This window comes from Vibrio sp. 1641 (assembly GCF_033339995.1).
Taxonomy (GTDB): domain Bacteria; phylum Pseudomonadota; class Gammaproteobacteria; order Enterobacterales; family Vibrionaceae; genus Vibrio; species Vibrio alginolyticus.
In genome coordinates this window covers 36,923-54,389 of sequence record NZ_JAWOVP010000009.1, presented here as the reverse complement: position 1 = coordinate 54,389, position 17,467 = coordinate 36,923, and the positions used below count along the sequence as shown (strand labels likewise).

The following is a 17,467-nucleotide window of genomic DNA, read 5'->3' as shown; positions in this document are numbered from 1 at the left end:
CTCTGTGGGATTAGGTATAAAAAATGCCAGCGTTTGCTGGCATTTTTTCATCGTTCTCAGCATTAATTGAGATTATTGATTCTCAATTTTTGCCCAGGTATCACGTAGACCAACCGTGCGGTTGAATACTAGATTATCTGCTGAAGAGTCTTTCGAGTCTGCACAGAAGTAACCCATACGTTCAAACTGGTAACCTTTTTCTGCTTCTGCAGAAGCTAGGCTAGGCTCGACGAAGCCATTGATCACAACTAATGATTCAGGGTTGATAGTAGAAGCAAAATCTTCCGCTGCGCCTGGGTTTGGCACCGTAAATAAACGATCGTACAGACGAATTTCCGCTGGAAGAGCTTTATCAGCTGACACCCAATGAATAACGCCTTTCACTTTACGACCATCTGCTGGGTTTTTACCTAGCGTATCTGCATCGTAAGAACAGAAGATCGTTGTGATGTTGCCTTCGGCATCTTTTTCAACGCGCTCAGCTTTGATCACGTAAGCACCACGTAAACGAACTTCTTTACCTAGCACTAAACGCTTGTACTTTTTGTTCGCTTCTTCACGGAAGTCTTCACGCTCAATCCACAATTCACGCGTGAATGGCACTTCACGCACGCCCATTTCAGGTTTATTTGGGTGGTTGGCAACTGTCAAGTTTTCTACTGCGCCTGCTTCAAAGTTTTCGATAACAACTTTAACAGGATCCAGTACAGCCATTGCACGCGGAGCGTTCTCGTTTAGGTCATCACGAATACAAGATTCTAATGAACTAAACTCGATCATATTTTCTTGCTTCGTTACACCAATACGCTTACAAAACTCACGAATAGATGCAGGTGTGAAGCCACGACGACGCAGACCTGAGACAGTCGGCATACGTGGATCATCCCAACCATTAACCAGTTTTTCAGTAACTAGCTGGTTAAGCTTACGCTTAGACATCACTGTGTATTCAAGGTTTAAACGACTGAACTCGTATTGATGTGGACGGCTTTCGATCGTGATGTTGTCTAGAACCCAATCGTACAGACGACGGTTATCCATGAATTCAAGCGTACAAATAGAGTGCGTAATGCCTTCTAATGCATCAGAAATACAGTGCGTAAAGTCGTACATTGGGTAAATGCACCACTTATCACCAGTTTGGTGGTGCGTAGCAAAACGCACACGGTATAAAACTGGATCGCGCATGACCATGAATGAAGAACCCATGTCGATTTTAGCACGAAGACACGCTTTACCTTCTTCAAATTCACCAGCGCGCATTTTTTCAAACAACGCCAAGTTCTCTTCAACAGGACGGTCACGGTATGGACTTGGTTTACCTGGCGCCTTTAGTGTGCCGCGGTATTCACGAATTTGCTCTGGACTTAGCTCATCTACATACGCTAAGCCTTTGTTAATCAATTCAATTGCATATTCGTAAAGCTTATCGAAGTAGTTTGATGAGTAACATACTTCACCACTCCACTCAAAGCCCAACCAGTTTACATCTTTCTTGATAGACTCAACGTATTCGATGTCTTCTTTTTCAGGGTTTGTATCGTCGAAACGCAGATTACATTGACCCTGGTAGTCCTGAGCAATACCGAAGTTCAAACAGATAGACTTAGCATGACCGATATGCAGGTAGCCATTTGGCTCCGGCGGGAATCGAGTATGCACGCTAGTGTGTTTACCATCCGCTAGATCTTTATCAATGATCTGGCGAATAAAGTTTGATGGACGAGCATCAGCTTCACTCATCTATAGCACCTCAAAAATATTAGTATTGTCAGAGAAAACGGAACCCTGTTTCCAAGTATGGTTTCACAGAGTACATTGTTCCTAATGATCCACAATTCTAAGCAATTAGACAACAAGAACTCGCTCTAAAACGACAATATTTATCGAGTTAGCGTGAAAGCAAAGCAGATTCAAAGGGCCTAAACGAAAAAAGGCCTCCTGCGGAGGCCTTTTGCGATGTTGTAGTATCAATTGTTTGCAATACCAATAACAAACAATCACACCACTATTAAACAGTTAAGCTGGTAGCTGAACACCACTTAAATCTTCATCTTTAGATACATTCTTCATCTCACCAGCAACAATCTCTGCTAGAGGACCAAGGATAACTTGTAGGTTGTTTGTACCTAGCTTCACAACTCCCATAGCTCCAAGATCTTTCAGAGTTTTCTCATTGATAACGCTCATATCTTTCACAGAAAGGCGCAAACGAGTAATACAGGCATCGATAGAACTTAGGTTGTCATGACCGCCAAGTGCTTTCAAGTACTGACGAGCGAGCTCAGAAGAGTTGCTTGAGCCAGCCACGTTAGATGAAGATTCTTCATCATCTTCACGTCCCGGTGTTTTAAGGCCAAACTTAACAATCACGGTACGGAACACGAAGTAGTAAACCGCAAAGAAACCAAGGCCTTGTACAATGAGCATGTACCAGTTTACCGCTAGCGGGTTACGAGTTGACAATACTAAGTCGACTAGACCAGCAGAGAAACCGAAACCTGCAATCCACTGCATTGATGCCGCGATATAAACTGATAGACCAGTCAGCGCTGCGTGAAGAACGTACAGTCCTGGAGCAAGGAACATGAATGCAAATTCAAGTGGTTCTGTTACACCTGTAAAGAATGAAGCAAACGCAGCTGCAATCATGATAGATGCCACTTTCTCTTTATTCTTTGATTTCGCAGTATGGTACATCGCTAGAGCAGCACCTGGTAAACCAAACATCATGATTGGGAAGAAGCCCGCTTGGTACATCCCCGTAACACCTACCGTTGCCGTGCCTTCAGCTAATGATTTCGCACCGCCAAGGAAGTTTGGAATGTCATTAATACCAGCAACATCAAACCAGAACACTGAGTTTAGTGCATGGTGCAGACCAACAGGAATTAGAAGTCGGTTGAAGAATGCGTAAACACCTGCACCTGCTTCACCCATACCTTGAATGCTTTCACCAAAACTGACCAGACCGCCGTAAACTGATGGCCAAACGTACATCAGGATGAACGCAATAACGATACCAGCAAAAGACGTTAGGATCGGTACAAGACGCTTGCCAGAGAAAAACGCCAGTGCTTTGTGCAGCTCTACGTGAGAAAAACGGTTGTACAACTCAGCAGAAACAATACCAACCAAGATACCGACGAACTGGTTATTGATTTTACCAAATGCAGCAGGTACTTCACTTGGGTCAATGCCTTGAATCTGTGATACTGCACCAGGGGCCAAAAGCGTTGTGACAACTAAGAAGCCCACGAAACCTGAAAGTGCAGCGGCGCCATCTTTGTCTTTAGACATTCCGTAAGCAACACCAACAGCGAACAATACTGACATGTTGTCAATGATCGCTGCACCAGCTTTAATAAGAAATGCAGCAAGTGCACTGTTTGCGCCCCAGCCATTTGGGTCGATCCAGTAGCCAATACCCATGAGTATTGCTGCTGCAGGAAGTGTGGCAACCGGCACCATAAGCGCCTTACCCACCTTCTGGAAGTATCCGAGAATGTTCACCTTAAGTTCCCCCTATAGGATTAGATGTTATGTTGAATAACTTATTTCAGCCGTCCAATTTAGTCATCCTAAGTTTATGATATTAATTTTGCTCCGCAAATTAAAAGCTCACCGTTTGTGATCATAATCACCACAATTTGCCCTTTCGGAAGGTTTTTGCTAGCGAGATCATAAAACTTATTTTATTATACGAAAAAATGGCGTTTTAAAGATAATATTCTCGCACTTTATGCAAGGCAGAATCAGTGTTATTTTGGTATCTAGGCGGGTAAATCACTGTAACTTTGCTCTGAAAAAGAATCATAAAAAACCATACAATTATTACTTTTCAGTTAGTTACTATGACAATAACATCGATAAAACGCGACTTGCTGTATGTGACTCGTTATCTAATTCAGTGATACAAACTAAGTACCCATATGACTGAAGCAGTCTCTACTTAGATAACGATATAGAAATTGAATTCTCATCTATAAGGACTAGCTGACTATGTACGCGCTAAGTAACTGTAAAATTTATACCGGTAGTGATGTTCTTACCGATCATGCGGTCATCATCGAAAACGATCTTATTCAATCTATTGTGCCGGTTTCTGAGCTACCTCAAAGCATCGAACTAAAAGACCTTGCAGGCGCTAATCTAAGTCCAGGCTTTATCGATCTGCAGTTGAACGGTTGTGGCGGTGTAATGCTAAACGATGCAATTACCCCTGAAACCATGCAAATCATGCACCAGGCAAACCTCAAATCTGGCTGTACTAGCTTCCTGCCAACACTCATTACGTCATCTGATGAAGATATGCGAACTGCAATTGCCGCAGCTCGTGAGTACCACAACAAGTATCAAAATCAATCGCTTGGTTTACACCTCGAAGGTCCTTACCTTAACGTCGCGAAAAAAGGCATCCATAACGTCGATTTTATTCGCCCATCAGACGAAAGCATGATCGACCTTATCTGCGCAAACGCCGATATCGTAGCGAAAGTAACGCTAGCACCTGAGCATAACGACCCAGAGCATATTGCGCGATTAAAGGCTGCTGGCATCGTGGTTTCAATTGGCCACACAAATGCAACCTACGCCGAAGCACGTAAAAGCTTTGAAGCAGGCATTACTTTTGCCACACACCTCTTTAATGCAATGACACCAATGGTTGGTCGTGAACCAGGAGTTGTTGGTGCAATTTACGATACTCCTGACGTATACGCTGGCATTATTGCTGATGGTTTTCACGTCGACTACGCAAACATCCGAATTGCTCATAAAATCAAAGGTGAAAAGCTTGTTTTGGTGACGGATGCCACAGCTCCAGCAGGTGCTAACATTGATCACTTTATTTTTGTCGGTAAGAAAGTATATTACCGAGATGGTAAGTGTGTTGATGAAAATGGCACGCTAGGCGGCTCAGCTTTGACAATGATTGAAGCAGTTCAGAATTCAGTTGAGCACGCGGGGATCGCTTTAGAAGAAGCTCTACGAATGGCCACGTTATACCCAGCAACAGCAATTGGTGTTGAGGATCGCCTTGGCCGAGTTCGAAAAGGGATGGTTGCAAACCTGACTATTTTCGATCGTGACTTTAAAGTAAAAGCGACGGTTGTTAACGGACAATACGAGCAAAATTAAGCATGAATGGCGGACAGATTGGTAATGTAGATTTAGTAAAACAGCTTAACAGCGCTGCGGTATATAGGCTGATTGATCAGCAAGGTCCTATCTCCCGTATTCAAGTCGCGGACGTGAGTCAACTCGCGCCTGCTAGTGTTACCAAAATAACCCGCCAACTTTTAGAGCGCGGCCTTATTAAGGAGGTCGCCCAACAAGCTTCAACTGGTGGTCGTCGTGCGATCTCTTTGACTACTGAAGTCAAACCTTTTCATTCGATTGCCGTTCGCTTAGGTCGAGATTACGTACAGTTCAGTTTATACGATTTAGGTGGTACCGCGCTGGCAGAAGATCAGCATGAACTGTACTACACTAACCAAGCAGACTTAATCGCAGGACTCATCGATTTATTAAAAGATTTCGTAAGCCGTTGCGAAGACAAAATTGATCAACTCATCGCTATCGGCATCACTTTACCGGGCCTTGTTAACCCAACAACTGGCGTGGTCGAATACATGCCTAATACCGATATCGATAATCTTGCTCTCGGTGAAATTGTTGGAGAGAAGTTTAATACAGCATGCTTTGTTGGCAACGACGTACGTGGCATGGCGTTGGCTGAGCACTACTTTGGAGCAAGCCAAGACTGCCAGGATTCTATTTTGGTTAGCGTCCACCGCGGTACTGGCGCAGGTATTATCGTTAACGGCCAGGTTTTTCTTGGTTTTAACCGCAACGTCGGTGAAATTGGTCATATCCAAATTGACCCGCTTGGTGAGCAATGCCAATGTGGAAACTTTGGCTGTTTAGAAACCGTAGCTGCAAACCCAGCGATTATTCAACGAGTGAAGCAACTGATTACTCAAGGATACGAATCAAGCTTAACCGACCTTGAAAACATCACAATTGAAGCGGTATGTCAGCACGCAATGAATGGTGATGAACTTGCGAAACAGAGTTTAGTGCGAGTGGGCAACCAGCTAGGTAAAGCGATTGCGATTACGGTTAACTTATTTAATCCACAGAAAATTGTAATTGCTGGCGATATTACTGCAGCACAAGATATTCTTTTCCCTGCAATTCAACGCAACGTAGAGAATCAATCTCTTAAAACTTTCCATAACGACCTCCCTATCGTGGCTTCTCACATTGATAAGCAGCCAACGATGGGCGCATTTGCGATGATTAAACGCGCTATGCTGAACGGAGTTTTGTTACAAAAGTTACTGGAAGACTAAGTTTATACAACCAATTGAGTTACAATCTCGGGCTGTGTTTTCACAGCCCGTTTTTGTATATCAGGAATACAGCTTAACAGTATGGAAATTATTCTAATTACAGCCGCTTTTTTAGCTGGTTTTATTGCGCTTAAATGCAGCCTCCCTCCCCTCGTTGGTTTTCTACTAGCTGGATTTGGCTTGCATGCATTTGGTTACCAAAGCAATGACGTTATCGTCACTCTCGCAGATCTTGGTGTTACTCTTCTTCTGTTTACTATTGGACTCAAACTCGATGTAAAAACCCTGCTGTCCAAAGAAATATGGGGAGGGGCAACCGCCCACAACATACTCTCTACCGCTTTTTTTGCCCTAGCGTTATCCGGCTTAAAACTACTGGGCTTGACTTCGCTAGCCAGTATGGACGGCAGCCAAATCCTGCTTTTAGCTTTTGCACTATCGTTCTCTAGTACCGTTTTTGCCGTAAAAGCATTGCAAGAAAAAGGCGAAATGAACGCGACCTACGGCACACTCGCGATCGGTATTTTGGTTATGCAAGATATTTTTGCCGTAGTATTCCTGACTGCTTCAACCGGAAAAGTCCCAGAATGGTATGCCATCGGTTTGTTCGCACTGCCTTTCCTTCGTCCCCTATTCTATAAGCTGCTCGATAAAGTTGGCCACGGCGAAATGCTGGTGCTATTCGGTATTTTCTTCGCGCTTGTTGTCGGTGCTGGGCTATTCGAGTTGGTCGGGATGAAACCAGACTTGGGCGCGCTAATTTTAGGCATGCTACTCGCAGGTCACCCAAAAGCCTCAGAACTATCCAAGTCATTATTCAATATGAAGGAGCTCTTTTTAGTCTGCTTCTTTTTAAACATTGGTTTATCCGCCTCATTGAGCGTGAATGGCGTCGTTCTCGCCCTGCTATTTATCTTACTGCTACCAATCAAAGGACTCTTGTACTTCGTCACTATTAATCATTTTAAGTTTCGAGTACGTACCTCTTTGCTCGCCTCTTTATCACTATTTAACTACAGTGAGTTTGGTCTTATTGTTGCTGGATTGGCCTATAAAATGGGCTGGATGCCAAGTGATATGCTTGCTGCGATTGCGGTTGCGGTGTCGGTATCCTTTGTAATTTCCGCGCCACTTAACCGCCTTAGCCATAAAATTTATCAACATTCAGGTAAGTGGCTGCAAGAGACAGCGGTAGAAAAGCTCAATCAACGCGACCAACTCATCAACCCAGGTCATGCCCAAGTATTGATCTTAGGTATGGGGCGTATTGGAACGGGCGCTTATGATGAGCTACGCTCACGCTATGGCAAAATTTCATTGGGTATAGAAATTCGTGAAGACGCTGCACATCATCATCGTTCAGAAGGAAGAAATGTGATTTCTGGTGATGCCACCGACCCGGATTTCTGGGAGCGAATTTTAGATACAGGTCATGTAAAACTGGTTCTGCTTGCAATGCCACATCATCAAGGTAACCAAACAGCACTTGAGCAGCTTAAACGCAGAAAATATAAGGGGCAAATTGCCGCTATCGCCGAATACCCAGATCAATTGGAAGGCTTACTTGAAAATGGCGTTGACGCAGCATTCAATATATATAGTGAAGCTGGTAGCGGTTTTGCTCGACACGTCTGTAAACAACTTCAGCCTAAATTCACACCAATTAAATAAGCAACAGCACTGATATTTTTTGAAAGGCTTTCTATTGATAGAAAGCCTTTTTTGTATAGTTTTTATACCAAACCTTGATCTCATTCACCAAAACAACGATTGAGTTAAATATTTTCCATACAACAAGGCCTTTTATCATTTTTTTAATCACAAAACGTTGCTTTTTTTATTAGTAATGGCAAATTTAAACCATACCGATTAGAAATTGTTTAGTTTAGTAAGGATGTAGTATGTGTTCAGTATTTGGCATTTTAGACATTAAAAGCGATGCAGCCGCATTGCGCCCTATCGCATTAGAGATGTCGAAAAAACTTCGTCACCGTGGCCCAGACTGGTCTGGGATTTACTCTTCAGAGCGTGCTATTTTAGCGCACGAGCGCTTGGCGATTGTTGGTCTAAATAGTGGTGCACAGCCGCTATACAGCCCTGATAAGAAGCTCATCCTTGCCGTCAATGGTGAAATCTACAACCATAAAGAAATTCGTGCTCGTTACGAAGGAAAGTACGAATTTCAAACCGATTCAGACTGTGAAGTCATTCTTGCACTTTACCAAGATATGGGTGCAGATCTCCTTGAAGAACTAAACGGTATTTTCGCTTTTGTGCTCTACGACGAAGAAAAAGATGAGTATTTAGTCGGCCGTGACCATATTGGTATTATCCCTCTTTATCAAGGTCACGATGAGCATGGTAACTACTATGTGGCATCAGAGATGAAGGCTCTTGTTCCAGTATGTAAAACAGTAAGTGAATTCCCTCCTGGTAGCTATTACAGCTCTAAAGATACTGAGCCAACACGTTACTATGTTCGTGACTGGAACGAGTACGCAGCAGTACAAGGTAACAGCACTAGCAAAGAAGAATTGACTGAAGCGCTAGAAGCGGCTGTTAAACGCCAACTAATGACTGACGTGCCTTACGGTGTACTTCTTTCGGGCGGTCTAGATTCTTCTATTACATCTGCGGTAGCAAAACGCTTTGCAGCGATGCGTATTGAAGATGATGAAAAGTCTGAAGCTTGGTGGCCTCAACTGCACTCTTTTGCTGTTGGCCTAGAAGGCGCGCCTGACCTGAAAGCCGCTCGCGAAGTTGCCGACCAAATTGGTACCGTTCACCACGAAATGACGTACACGATTCAAGAAGGTTTGGACGCGATTCGTGACGTGATTTACCACATTGAAACGTATGACGTGACGACTATCCGCGCATCAACACCTATGTTCTTAATGGGTCGTAAGATCAAAGCGATGGGTATCAAGATGGTATTGTCTGGTGAGGGCGCTGACGAAATCTTTGGTGGCTACCTTTACTTCCACAAAGCGCCAAACGCGAAAGAGTTCCACGAGGAGACTGTGCGTAAACTGCTTGCTCTGAACATGTTCGACTGTGCTCGTGCTAACAAGTCGCTGGCAGCATGGGGAGTTGAAGGACGCGTACCTTTCCTAGATAAAGAGTTCATTGATGTAGCAATGCGCTTGAACCCAGCAGACAAGATGTGTGGCAACGGTAAAATGGAGAAACACATCCTTCGTGAGTGCTTCGAGCACTACCTGCCAGAATCGATCGCATGGCGTCAAAAAGAGCAGTTCTCTGATGGCGTTGGCTACAGCTGGATCGATACGCTGAAAGAAGTAGCAGAACAGAAAGTGACAGACCAGCAGATGGAAACAGCTCAATATCGATTCCCATACAACACGCCAACGACAAAAGAAGGCTACGTGTACCGTGAAATCTTTGAAGAGTTATTCCCACTTCCATCAGCAGCAGAGTGTGTACCAGGAGGCCCTTCAGTAGCGTGTTCTTCAGCGAAGGCGATTGAATGGGATGAATCGTTCCAAAACTGTGTTGACCCATCAGGTCGTGCAGTACAGACCGTTCACAACGACTCATACTAATTCTCTACGATAAAGATAAGGGTTGGTTCGTCCAACCCTTTTAAAACAGACAAAAAATTAGATACGATCAAAAAGAGGTGCTTTTGCACCTCTTTTTATGTTTGATGGAATTAGGCTATTTTAAATCTAAATCACTATTGTCTATGCTGACAGGCACACGCTTGGTGATCATCTGAACTAGCATAATTGAGCGTTTCTCACCATCTTGTTCTTGGAAGATGGCATCTATGCCCGCAAATTGACCGCTTTTAACTCTAATTTGATCGCCTGGTTTTGGCATACATTCAGAAACGGTATTGTCATTACAACACTTTTCTAGCTGCATCAATTCGAAGACCAAGTCACCTTGAACTTCTTTCGGTTGAGCACCAAAACGCACAAAGTCAACAACACCTCGAGTAGAGCGGACTGAGGTGAAGTTTGGCCCTTGCTCATAATCAAAGTAAGCGAATACGTAACAAGGAAACAGCGGTTCCTCGACTTTTTGTCTTTTACCGCGCAAAATCTTCTCAACTTCTACAGTTGGATAAAAGCACTCTACACCTTGATTTTCAAGGTGTTGTTTCGCCCTAACCTGCTCCCCACGTTTACAATAAAGTAGATACCAACGTTTCATCTTTTTACTAGCCAATTCTATTTTGTTTTTATCCTAGCATTAAGCCAAAGTTGAGTCATTGATATTCAGTTTATCTATAAAAGTATGATTATACATCGCTCGCATTAACGACATTTTTCAGCAACTTACGATAAAGAAGTCCATAGGCAAAAATGGAAATTAAGTTTGTAACACAACCAATACACCATCATATAATCTGCAAATCCAATCAAAAACAGCCACTTAACAAACAAAAATAGTTGAATGGCAAAATTTTATTATTTGTCACTCGTTGAATTGCATTGTATACGTAGAAGTCGTTAAAAAATGTAATAACTATTATTAGAAGAGCTTATGTCAAACCAACATCAATATTTTGGTCATCCACGTGGCCTGTTCTTATTGTTCGGTACTGAACTGTGGGAACGCTTTTCTTACTACGCAATGCGTGCCATTCTCGTGCTTTACCTCACCGATACAACAATGAATGGCGGCCTTGGCTGGTCAACCAAAGACGCATTAGACCTATACGGCATATACACAGGGCTTGTGTATATCACGCCTCTTATCGGTGGTTACCTAGCAGATAACTATTTAGGTCAACGTCGCTCAATTTTGCTTGGTGGCGCGTTAATGGCCATCGGCCAGTTTACTCTTGCACTTCCTGCTGATGCTTTAGGTATTGGTTCGCTACACAGTTTCTATTTAGGTCTTGGCCTACTTATCACTGGTAACGGTCTCTTTAAGCCAAATATCTCAACCATGGTTGGCGACCTTTATCAAGAAGGTGACAACCGTCGTGACGGCGCATTCACTATCTTTTATATGGGTATCAACTTAGGTGCATTACTTGCCGGCGTCGTTTCTGGCTCTGTGACAACCTCTTACGGTTGGAAAGCAGGCTTTGTTGCCGCTGGTGTGGGTATGCTGGTTAGCCTAGTGATGCAAATGGTACTGGCTCAATCATGGCTTGGTGATATTGGTCGTGAACCAGCGGCGAAACGAGATCTAAACAACAAAAACGCCACCACGAAGCAGCCACTCACCAAAGAAGAAGTGAATCGACTAAAAGTAATTCTGGTCATGAGCTTATTCACTATTGTCTTCTGGGCAGGCTTTGAACAAGCTGGTGGTCTGATGAACATCTACACTCAACAATATACTGATCGCATGATTGGTGGTTTCGAAGTTCCTGCTGCGTGGTTCCAATCACTAAACCCATTTTTCATTATTACTCTAGCGCCAGTTCTGGCTGTCCTTTGGGTAAAATTGGGTAAACGTGAACCTACTTCGCCAGTGAAATTTGCGATGGCACTATTTTTCTTGGCGATTGGTTTCCTTTGTATGGTTGGCGCAGTGCTAGAACAAGGTGGAGATACAACAGTAAAAACATCGATGTTATGGTTGGTCGGCGCTTTCTTCTTCCACACATTAGGCGAGCTGTGTTTATCACCAATTGGTCTTTCATTGGTAACTAAATTAGCACCGCTTCGCTTAGCTTCACTTATGATGGGTGCATGGTTTGGCTGTAATGCGATTGCTAACTATGTTGCGGGCTATGTGGGCTCTCACGTAGGCGAGTTAGGCGCTATGGCTATCTTTAGTGGTATTGCGGTCAGCGCAACCGTAAGTGGCGTAATTTTGCTCCTATTCTCTAATACACTCGTTCGCTGGATGCATGGCGCTGAAAATACGCACAGCACGGCAGAGCAAGTAGAAGAGCAGCAAGTACAAGTTGCTTGATCGCTCAACTAAACGTAGAAAGGGTCGCTATTGCGACCCTTTTTTGTATCTAAAGTTTAGATTGAACTAACTCAACCATCATCTCGATATGAAGTTCACTATCGTTCAAACAAGGGATGTAGGTAAAGTTTTCGCCACCAGCTTCAAGGAAAATCTCTTTACACTCTTCCGAGATCTCTTCCAACGTCTCTAAACAATCTGACGAAAATGCAGGGGTCACAACATTAATATTTTTCACACCCTTTGCAGGAAGTGCTTCTAGGGTCTTATCGGTATAAGGTTGAAGCCACTCTTCTCTCCCAAATCGGGACTGATACGTCATGCCAATTTGTTGTTCGCTTAAACCTAACGCTTCCCCAAGCAAGCGAGTCGTCTCTTCACAATGCTGTGGGTAAACATCACCATTGTCAGCATAGCGTTTTGGAATACCATGATAAGAACACAGCAGGTAATCTCCCTGGCCATTCTTTTGCCAATGTTCACGAACTGAATGCGCTAACGCTTCAATATATTTCGGGTGATTGTAATAATCACGAATAAAGCTAAAGCCCGGCATCACAGGCAGGTTTTTAAATGCTTTAGTGATTCCGTCAGAAACCGCTGCCGTTGTTGTGCCCGAGTATTGCGGATACAAAGGTAAAACAATGACTTCATCAACGCCTTGCGCCAATAGGGCTTCAAAGCCTGATTGTAAACTTGGGTTACCATACGTCATACCAAGCTCTACAGGTATATCAAGCTTTTGTGCTAACTTTTCAGTTTGGCGTTTAGAGTACACCATCAACGGCGAGCCCTCTTCCATCCATACTGATTGATAGAGTTTGGCAACTTTAGGAGCTCGGATAGGAAGGATAACGCCGTGCAATAGTGGACACCAAAGCCATCGAGTCATGTCTACCACTCGGTGATCATGAAGAAACTGACTTAAAAAGCGCTTTACGGCAGGAGCGGTTGGTGCGTCAGGAGTTCCCAGGTTAACTAGGAGTACACCCTGTTTATTATTCTCTTTCATAACATCCTATTCATGGTAAACGGCTTGGTTCATATATTTAAGTAACCTCGAAGTAACGAATAGCCGAGCTGAAGTTAATTAGATATATGTTTACGAGTAAACTAAAAAAAGCGACCACTTGGGCCGCTTTCAATATATCAAAATATTAAATTTTTGACTTCAGCAAATTAAGATAGTGCTTTCTCGATATCCGCACTAACTTCAGCTACTTGCTTAGTACCATCAAACTTAAGGTACTTAGTCTTGCCTGCTTCAGCTTCTTTGCCGTAGTAGTTGATTAGCGGCGCAGTTTGCTCGTGGTAAACACCTAGACGAGCACGTACTGTTTCTTCTTTGTCGTCATCACGAACAACAAGATCTTCACCAGTTACATCATCTTTACCTTCCACTTTAGGCGGGTTGTAAACCACGTGGTAAGTACGACCAGAAGGAAGGTGAGCACGACGACCAGCCATACGCTCAACAATTACATCGTCTGCAACGTCAAATTCGATAACGTAGTCTACGTCTACGCCCATTTCTTTTAGGCCGTCAGCTTGAGGGATAGTACGTGGGAAACCATCTAGTAGGAAACCGTTTGCACAGTCTTCTTGAGCGATGCGCTCTTTGATAAGACCAAGGATGATTTCATCAGAAACTAGCTGACCAGCGTCAATAACAGCTTTAGCTTGTTTACCAAGCTCTGTACCTGCTTTGATAGCAGCACGAAGCATATCACCAGTAGAGATTTGTGGAATACCGTATTTTTCCATGATGAAGTTTGCTTGTGTGCCTTTACCTGCACCTGGAGCACCTAGAAGAATGATGCGCATGATTTATCCTCTTTAATATTTAAGATTTATACCGAAGCTCACAATAGCTGACCTCTTAGACATCAAACCTGAGAAGCACCTGCAACGATAAGTTTCGGTATAACGTATATAGGCGAGCAAAAATACACGCCTTATTACTCACATTCAAGTCGCAGATTCTATCACAGGTTCTCTGAGCAAAGAGTGTATTAAGACTAAAGAATGTTAACAGTACCCTCTTTCACGCCCTATTGATTATTAACTCAGCACTTGAGATGCAAAATTTTGCGACAACAAACAAAAAGCTCGCGAAATGCGAGCTTTTTGATTTGCAGAGGTTATTACACCTTAGTCAAAAGTTGATTAACGGCTCCTAAGAACTCTGTTGGATCCTCAATAGAGCCTCGCTCCGCTAGCATTGCCTGACCAAGCAGAACTTCAACCCAGCGACCAAACGCTTCTTCATCGGCTTCGTCAGCCATACGCTTAACCAATTTGTGCTCAGGGTTTAGCTCAAAGATGTATTTCACTTCCGGCACAGCTTGACCAGCTGCCGCAAGAAGCTTCGCCATTTGAGTGCCCATTTCGTAATCGTCCGTTACCACAACAGCAGGCGTAGATGCGAGTTTGAAGGTCGTACGAACTTCTTTCACACGATCGCCTAGGTAAGACTTCGTGCGCTCTACAACCGACTTGAACTCTTCTTCGGTTTCTTTTTGCTTCTCTTTTTCTGCTTCATCTTCAAACTGACTTAGATCAAGCCCAGCTTTAGTGATTGACTGGAACTGTTTACCATCAAACTCAGTTAAGTAGTTCATCAGCCACTCATCAATGCGGTCGTACATCAAGATAACTTCAATGCCTTTCGCTTTGAACTGTTCTAAGTGAGGGCTGTTTTTCGCAGCTGCATAGCTGTCTGCCGTCAAGTAGTAGATCTTATCTTGACCTTCTTTCATGCGCTCAACGTAAGACGCCAAGCCCACAGTTTGCTCAGAAGAGTCCACTTCAGTTGAGGCAAAGCGCAATAAACCTGCAACTTTCTCTTTGTTTGCAAAGTCCTCCGCAGGGCCCTCTTTCATCACAAGACCAAACTCTTTCCAGAATGATTGGTATTTCTCTTCGTCATTCTTGGCCATACGCTCGAGCATCGTTAGCACGCGCTTAGTACAAGCATTACGTAGAGACTGAGTCACTTTATTGTCTTGTAAGATCTCACGCGATACGTTTAGCGGTAAATCGTTTGAGTCTATTAAACCACGTACGAAGCGTAAGTATGACGGCATAAATTGCTCTGCATCGTCCATAATGAATACGCGCTGTACGTACAGTTTCAAGCCTGATTTGTGGTCGCGGTTCATCATATCCCAAGGTGCTTTCGATGGGATGTATAGTAAGCTCGTGTAGTCGTTTTTACCTTCTACACGGTTATGACTCCAGACCAAGGGATCGGCAAAGTCATGTGATACGTGCTTGTAGAACTCTTGATACTCTTCTTCTGAAATATCAGATTTGTTACGCGTCCACAGTGCTTGGGCTTTGTTGATTTGCTCCCACTTTTTCTCATCTGTTTCCTTGCCTTCGTCATCACGAACGACAGTTTGGATTGAAACAGGAATGCCGATGTGATCAGAGTACTTACTGATAACGTCACGTAGACGCCACTCATTCAAAAACTCTTTACCCTCTTCACGCATATGAAGAATGATATCGGTACCACGTGACTCTTTGGTAATGTTTTCGATGGTGTACTCACCTTCACCCGCTGAGTGCCATTGTACCGCTTCATCAGCGGCTAGACCCGCAGCGCGAGTGCGCACGGTAACGGCGTCAGCAACGATAAATGCCGAGTAGAAACCAACACCAAACTGACCAATAAGCTGAGAGTCTTTGCTCTGCTCTTCAGATAGCTTTGAGAAAAACTCGGCTGTTCCAGATTTTGCGATTGTTCCTAAGTGCTCAATCACATCATCACGGCTCATACCGATACCGTTATCAGAAATGGTTAAGGTATTTGCGCTTTCATCAAACGACAGTTTCACGCAAAGGTCTGCATTACCTTCGTATAGATCTGGGTTAGATAACGCCTGAAAGCGCAGTTTGTCTGATGCATCTGATGCGTTAGAGATCAGCTCGCGCAAAAAGATCTCTTTATTTGAATAAAGAGAATGGATCATTAAATGCAGTAGTTGTTTTACTTCTGATTGAAAACCACGAGTTTCTTTATTTTGAGATACGGTTTCGCTCATGTGTGCTCCATAACATCTAAACTAATTGGCTTTTTCATAGGGACAAGTTTGTGACTTTCCCCTTGAAATCACCTTACCGAGATGTCATTTAACATGTGGCTGACAAATGTAAATTCAAGGTCAATATTGCTAAAAACGGTGTTTTTTTAGAAAATTTTAATTATCCTACCCGTCTAAAAGCATCTAAAATGTCGTGCGCACTCCAAGCGCCCCGGTAATTTTGTGACATAAATCACCATAATTACAACATCATCCATCTAAGAAGAACTAAATGACTAACATTGGCACCAAATTTCTACTTGCTCAAAGGTTCACCTTTGATCCAAATAGTAATTCGCTCGCTGACCAACAAAACGGCAACGACGTTGTACGATTAGGAAGCAACGAAAGCCGTATACTTCTGATGTTGGCAGAGAGACCAAACGAAGTTTTAACCCGTAACGAGCTTCACGAGTTTGTTTGGCGTGAGCAAGGTTTTGAGGTGGATGACTCAAGCCTGACTCAAGCGATTTCTACTCTGCGTAAGATGTTGAAGGATTCAACAAAATCTCCAGAGTTTGTTAAAACGGTACCTAAACGTGGCTACCAACTCATTTGTTCAGTGGAACGCTTGAGCCCATTTTCTACTGACTCTAACACTGACGTTGAAGAAACCGCTTCTGAACAAGAAGCGCCAGCAGTGGAGTTAGAAGCGAGCGATATGCCACCAACAGAGGTAGTGACTGATACTACTGCTGATCTTGAGCCTCAAGTAGAGCCGACTAAAACTCAGCCGAAGCCAGCATCTAACACGATTAACTGGCTACCGCGTGTCATTATCTTTTTGTCTCTGCTGCTTCCTGTTTGCGTATTGTTATTCACGAACCCTGCGGAATCCCAATTCCGTCAGATTGGTGAGTATCAAAATGTACCAGTGATGACACCTGTAAATCACCCTCAAATCAACAACTGGTTGCCTTCAATAGAGCAATGCATTGAGCGCTACGTGAAGCACCATGCAGAAGACTCGTTGCCAGTTGAAGTGATTGCCACTGGTGGACAAAATAACCAGCTGATTCTGAACTACATTCATGACAGTAACCACTCTTACGAGAACGTAACACTGCGTATTTTCGCAGGTCAAAACGATCCAACAGACATCTGCAAATAAAGGAGGCC

At 43.6% G+C, this 17,467-nt stretch carries 12 protein-coding genes; 6 read left to right on the top strand and 6 right to left on the bottom strand.

The genetic code is table 11. From position 1 onward, the window contains the following. Nucleotides 1-72 precede the first annotated feature (72 nt). Together glnS and nagE are read right to left on the bottom strand one after the other, a co-directional pair. Nucleotides 73-1,743 carry a glutamine--tRNA ligase gene (glnS, locus tag R7Z47_RS16930; protein ID WP_115385807.1) on the bottom strand — a complete coding sequence of 557 codons (1,671 nt, stop codon included), beginning with the start codon at nucleotides 1,741-1,743 and terminating at the stop codon, nucleotides 73-75. 276 nt (nucleotides 1,744-2,019) lie between these two features. Then, entirely contained in the window at nucleotides 2,020-3,513 is a 1,494-nt protein-coding gene (gene nagE, locus R7Z47_RS16925) for an N-acetylglucosamine-specific PTS transporter subunit IIBC (protein WP_104975952.1), read from the bottom strand. Nucleotides 3,514-4,002: 489 nt separating this feature from the next. Here nagE and nagA point away from each other — a divergent pair, with 489 nt between their 5' ends. From nagA to asnB, 4 genes are all read left to right on the top strand, one after another. Further along, complete coding sequence (gene nagA, locus R7Z47_RS16920; protein WP_318130304.1) at nucleotides 4,003-5,139, top strand: N-acetylglucosamine-6-phosphate deacetylase; 1,137 nt, start codon at nucleotides 4,003-4,005, stop codon at nucleotides 5,137-5,139. 2 nt (nucleotides 5,140-5,141) lie between these two features. After that, nucleotides 5,142-6,356 carry a DNA-binding transcriptional regulator NagC gene (nagC, locus tag R7Z47_RS16915; protein ID WP_042523152.1) on the top strand — a complete coding sequence of 405 codons (1,215 nt, stop codon included), beginning with the start codon at nucleotides 5,142-5,144 and terminating at the stop codon, nucleotides 6,354-6,356. Between the two features lie 81 nt (nucleotides 6,357-6,437). After that, nucleotides 6,438-8,027, top strand: coding sequence for a cation:proton antiporter family protein (locus R7Z47_RS16910; RefSeq protein ID WP_005384981.1), 1,590 nt, complete (start codon nucleotides 6,438-6,440; stop codon nucleotides 8,025-8,027). 230 nt (nucleotides 8,028-8,257) lie between these two features. Further along, nucleotides 8,258-9,922: an asparagine synthase B gene (asnB, locus tag R7Z47_RS16905; RefSeq protein ID WP_005384979.1), complete on the top strand. Its 1,665-nt coding sequence runs from the start codon at nucleotides 8,258-8,260 to the stop codon at nucleotides 9,920-9,922. A 115-nt stretch (nucleotides 9,923-10,037) separates the two neighbouring features. On the opposite strand, the gene rfaH is transcribed toward asnB, so the two are convergent. Continuing rightward, entirely contained in the window at nucleotides 10,038-10,538 is a 501-nt protein-coding gene (rfaH, locus tag R7Z47_RS16900; protein ID WP_005382098.1) for a transcription/translation regulatory transformer protein RfaH, read from the bottom strand. A gap of 333 nt (nucleotides 10,539-10,871) precedes the next feature. Here rfaH and R7Z47_RS16895 point away from each other — a divergent pair, with 333 nt between their 5' ends. Then, nucleotides 10,872-12,260, top strand: coding sequence for a peptide MFS transporter (locus R7Z47_RS16895; protein ID WP_005382097.1), 1,389 nt, complete (start codon nucleotides 10,872-10,874; stop codon nucleotides 12,258-12,260). A gap of 49 nt (nucleotides 12,261-12,309) precedes the next feature. Here the strand turns inward: R7Z47_RS16895 and hemH are convergent, their stop codons facing one another. The 3 genes from hemH to htpG form a co-directional block, all read right to left on the bottom strand. Next, the gene (gene hemH / locus R7Z47_RS16890) at nucleotides 12,310-13,272 is read right to left on the bottom strand and encodes a ferrochelatase (RefSeq protein ID WP_017819956.1); all 963 of its coding nucleotides are present in this window, start codon (nucleotides 13,270-13,272) and stop codon (nucleotides 12,310-12,312) included. A gap of 167 nt (nucleotides 13,273-13,439) precedes the next feature. Beyond that, nucleotides 13,440-14,084 carry an adenylate kinase gene (gene adk, locus R7Z47_RS16885; RefSeq protein ID WP_005382094.1) on the bottom strand — a complete coding sequence of 215 codons (645 nt, stop codon included), beginning with the start codon at nucleotides 14,082-14,084 and terminating at the stop codon, nucleotides 13,440-13,442. A gap of 320 nt (nucleotides 14,085-14,404) precedes the next feature. After that, entirely contained in the window at nucleotides 14,405-16,309 is a 1,905-nt protein-coding gene (htpG, locus tag R7Z47_RS16880; protein WP_053303298.1) for a molecular chaperone HtpG, read from the bottom strand. A 271-nt stretch (nucleotides 16,310-16,580) separates the two neighbouring features. Between htpG and R7Z47_RS16875 the strand changes: the two genes are divergently transcribed. Beyond that, complete coding sequence (locus R7Z47_RS16875) at nucleotides 16,581-17,459, top strand: transcriptional regulator (RefSeq protein ID WP_130546537.1); 879 nt, start codon at nucleotides 16,581-16,583, stop codon at nucleotides 17,457-17,459. Nucleotides 17,460-17,467 lie beyond the last annotated feature (8 nt).

Bases quoted from the DNA above. Each gene is read 5' to 3' on its own strand.
- glnS (WP_115385807.1), bottom strand. From the start codon at position 1,743: ATGAGTGAAGCTGATGCTCGTCCATCAAACTTTATTCGCCAGATCATT.
- nagA (WP_318130304.1), top strand. From the start codon at position 4,003: ATGTACGCGCTAAGTAACTGTAAAATTTATACCGGTAGTGATGTTCTT.
- nagC (WP_042523152.1), top strand. From the start codon at position 5,142: ATGAATGGCGGACAGATTGGTAATGTAGATTTAGTAAAACAGCTTAAC.
- R7Z47_RS16910 (WP_005384981.1), top strand. From the start codon at position 6,438: ATGGAAATTATTCTAATTACAGCCGCTTTTTTAGCTGGTTTTATTGCG.
- asnB (WP_005384979.1), top strand. From the start codon at position 8,258: ATGTGTTCAGTATTTGGCATTTTAGACATTAAAAGCGATGCAGCCGCA.
- rfaH (WP_005382098.1), bottom strand. From the start codon at position 10,538: ATGAAACGTTGGTATCTACTTTATTGTAAACGTGGGGAGCAGGTTAGG.
- R7Z47_RS16895 (WP_005382097.1), top strand. From the start codon at position 10,872: ATGTCAAACCAACATCAATATTTTGGTCATCCACGTGGCCTGTTCTTA.
- hemH (WP_017819956.1), bottom strand. From the start codon at position 13,272: ATGAAAGAGAATAATAAACAGGGTGTACTCCTAGTTAACCTGGGAACT.
- adk (WP_005382094.1), bottom strand. From the start codon at position 14,084: ATGCGCATCATTCTTCTAGGTGCTCCAGGTGCAGGTAAAGGCACACAA.
- htpG (WP_053303298.1), bottom strand. From the start codon at position 16,309: ATGAGCGAAACCGTATCTCAAAATAAAGAAACTCGTGGTTTTCAATCA.
- R7Z47_RS16875 (WP_130546537.1), top strand. From the start codon at position 16,581: ATGACTAACATTGGCACCAAATTTCTACTTGCTCAAAGGTTCACCTTT.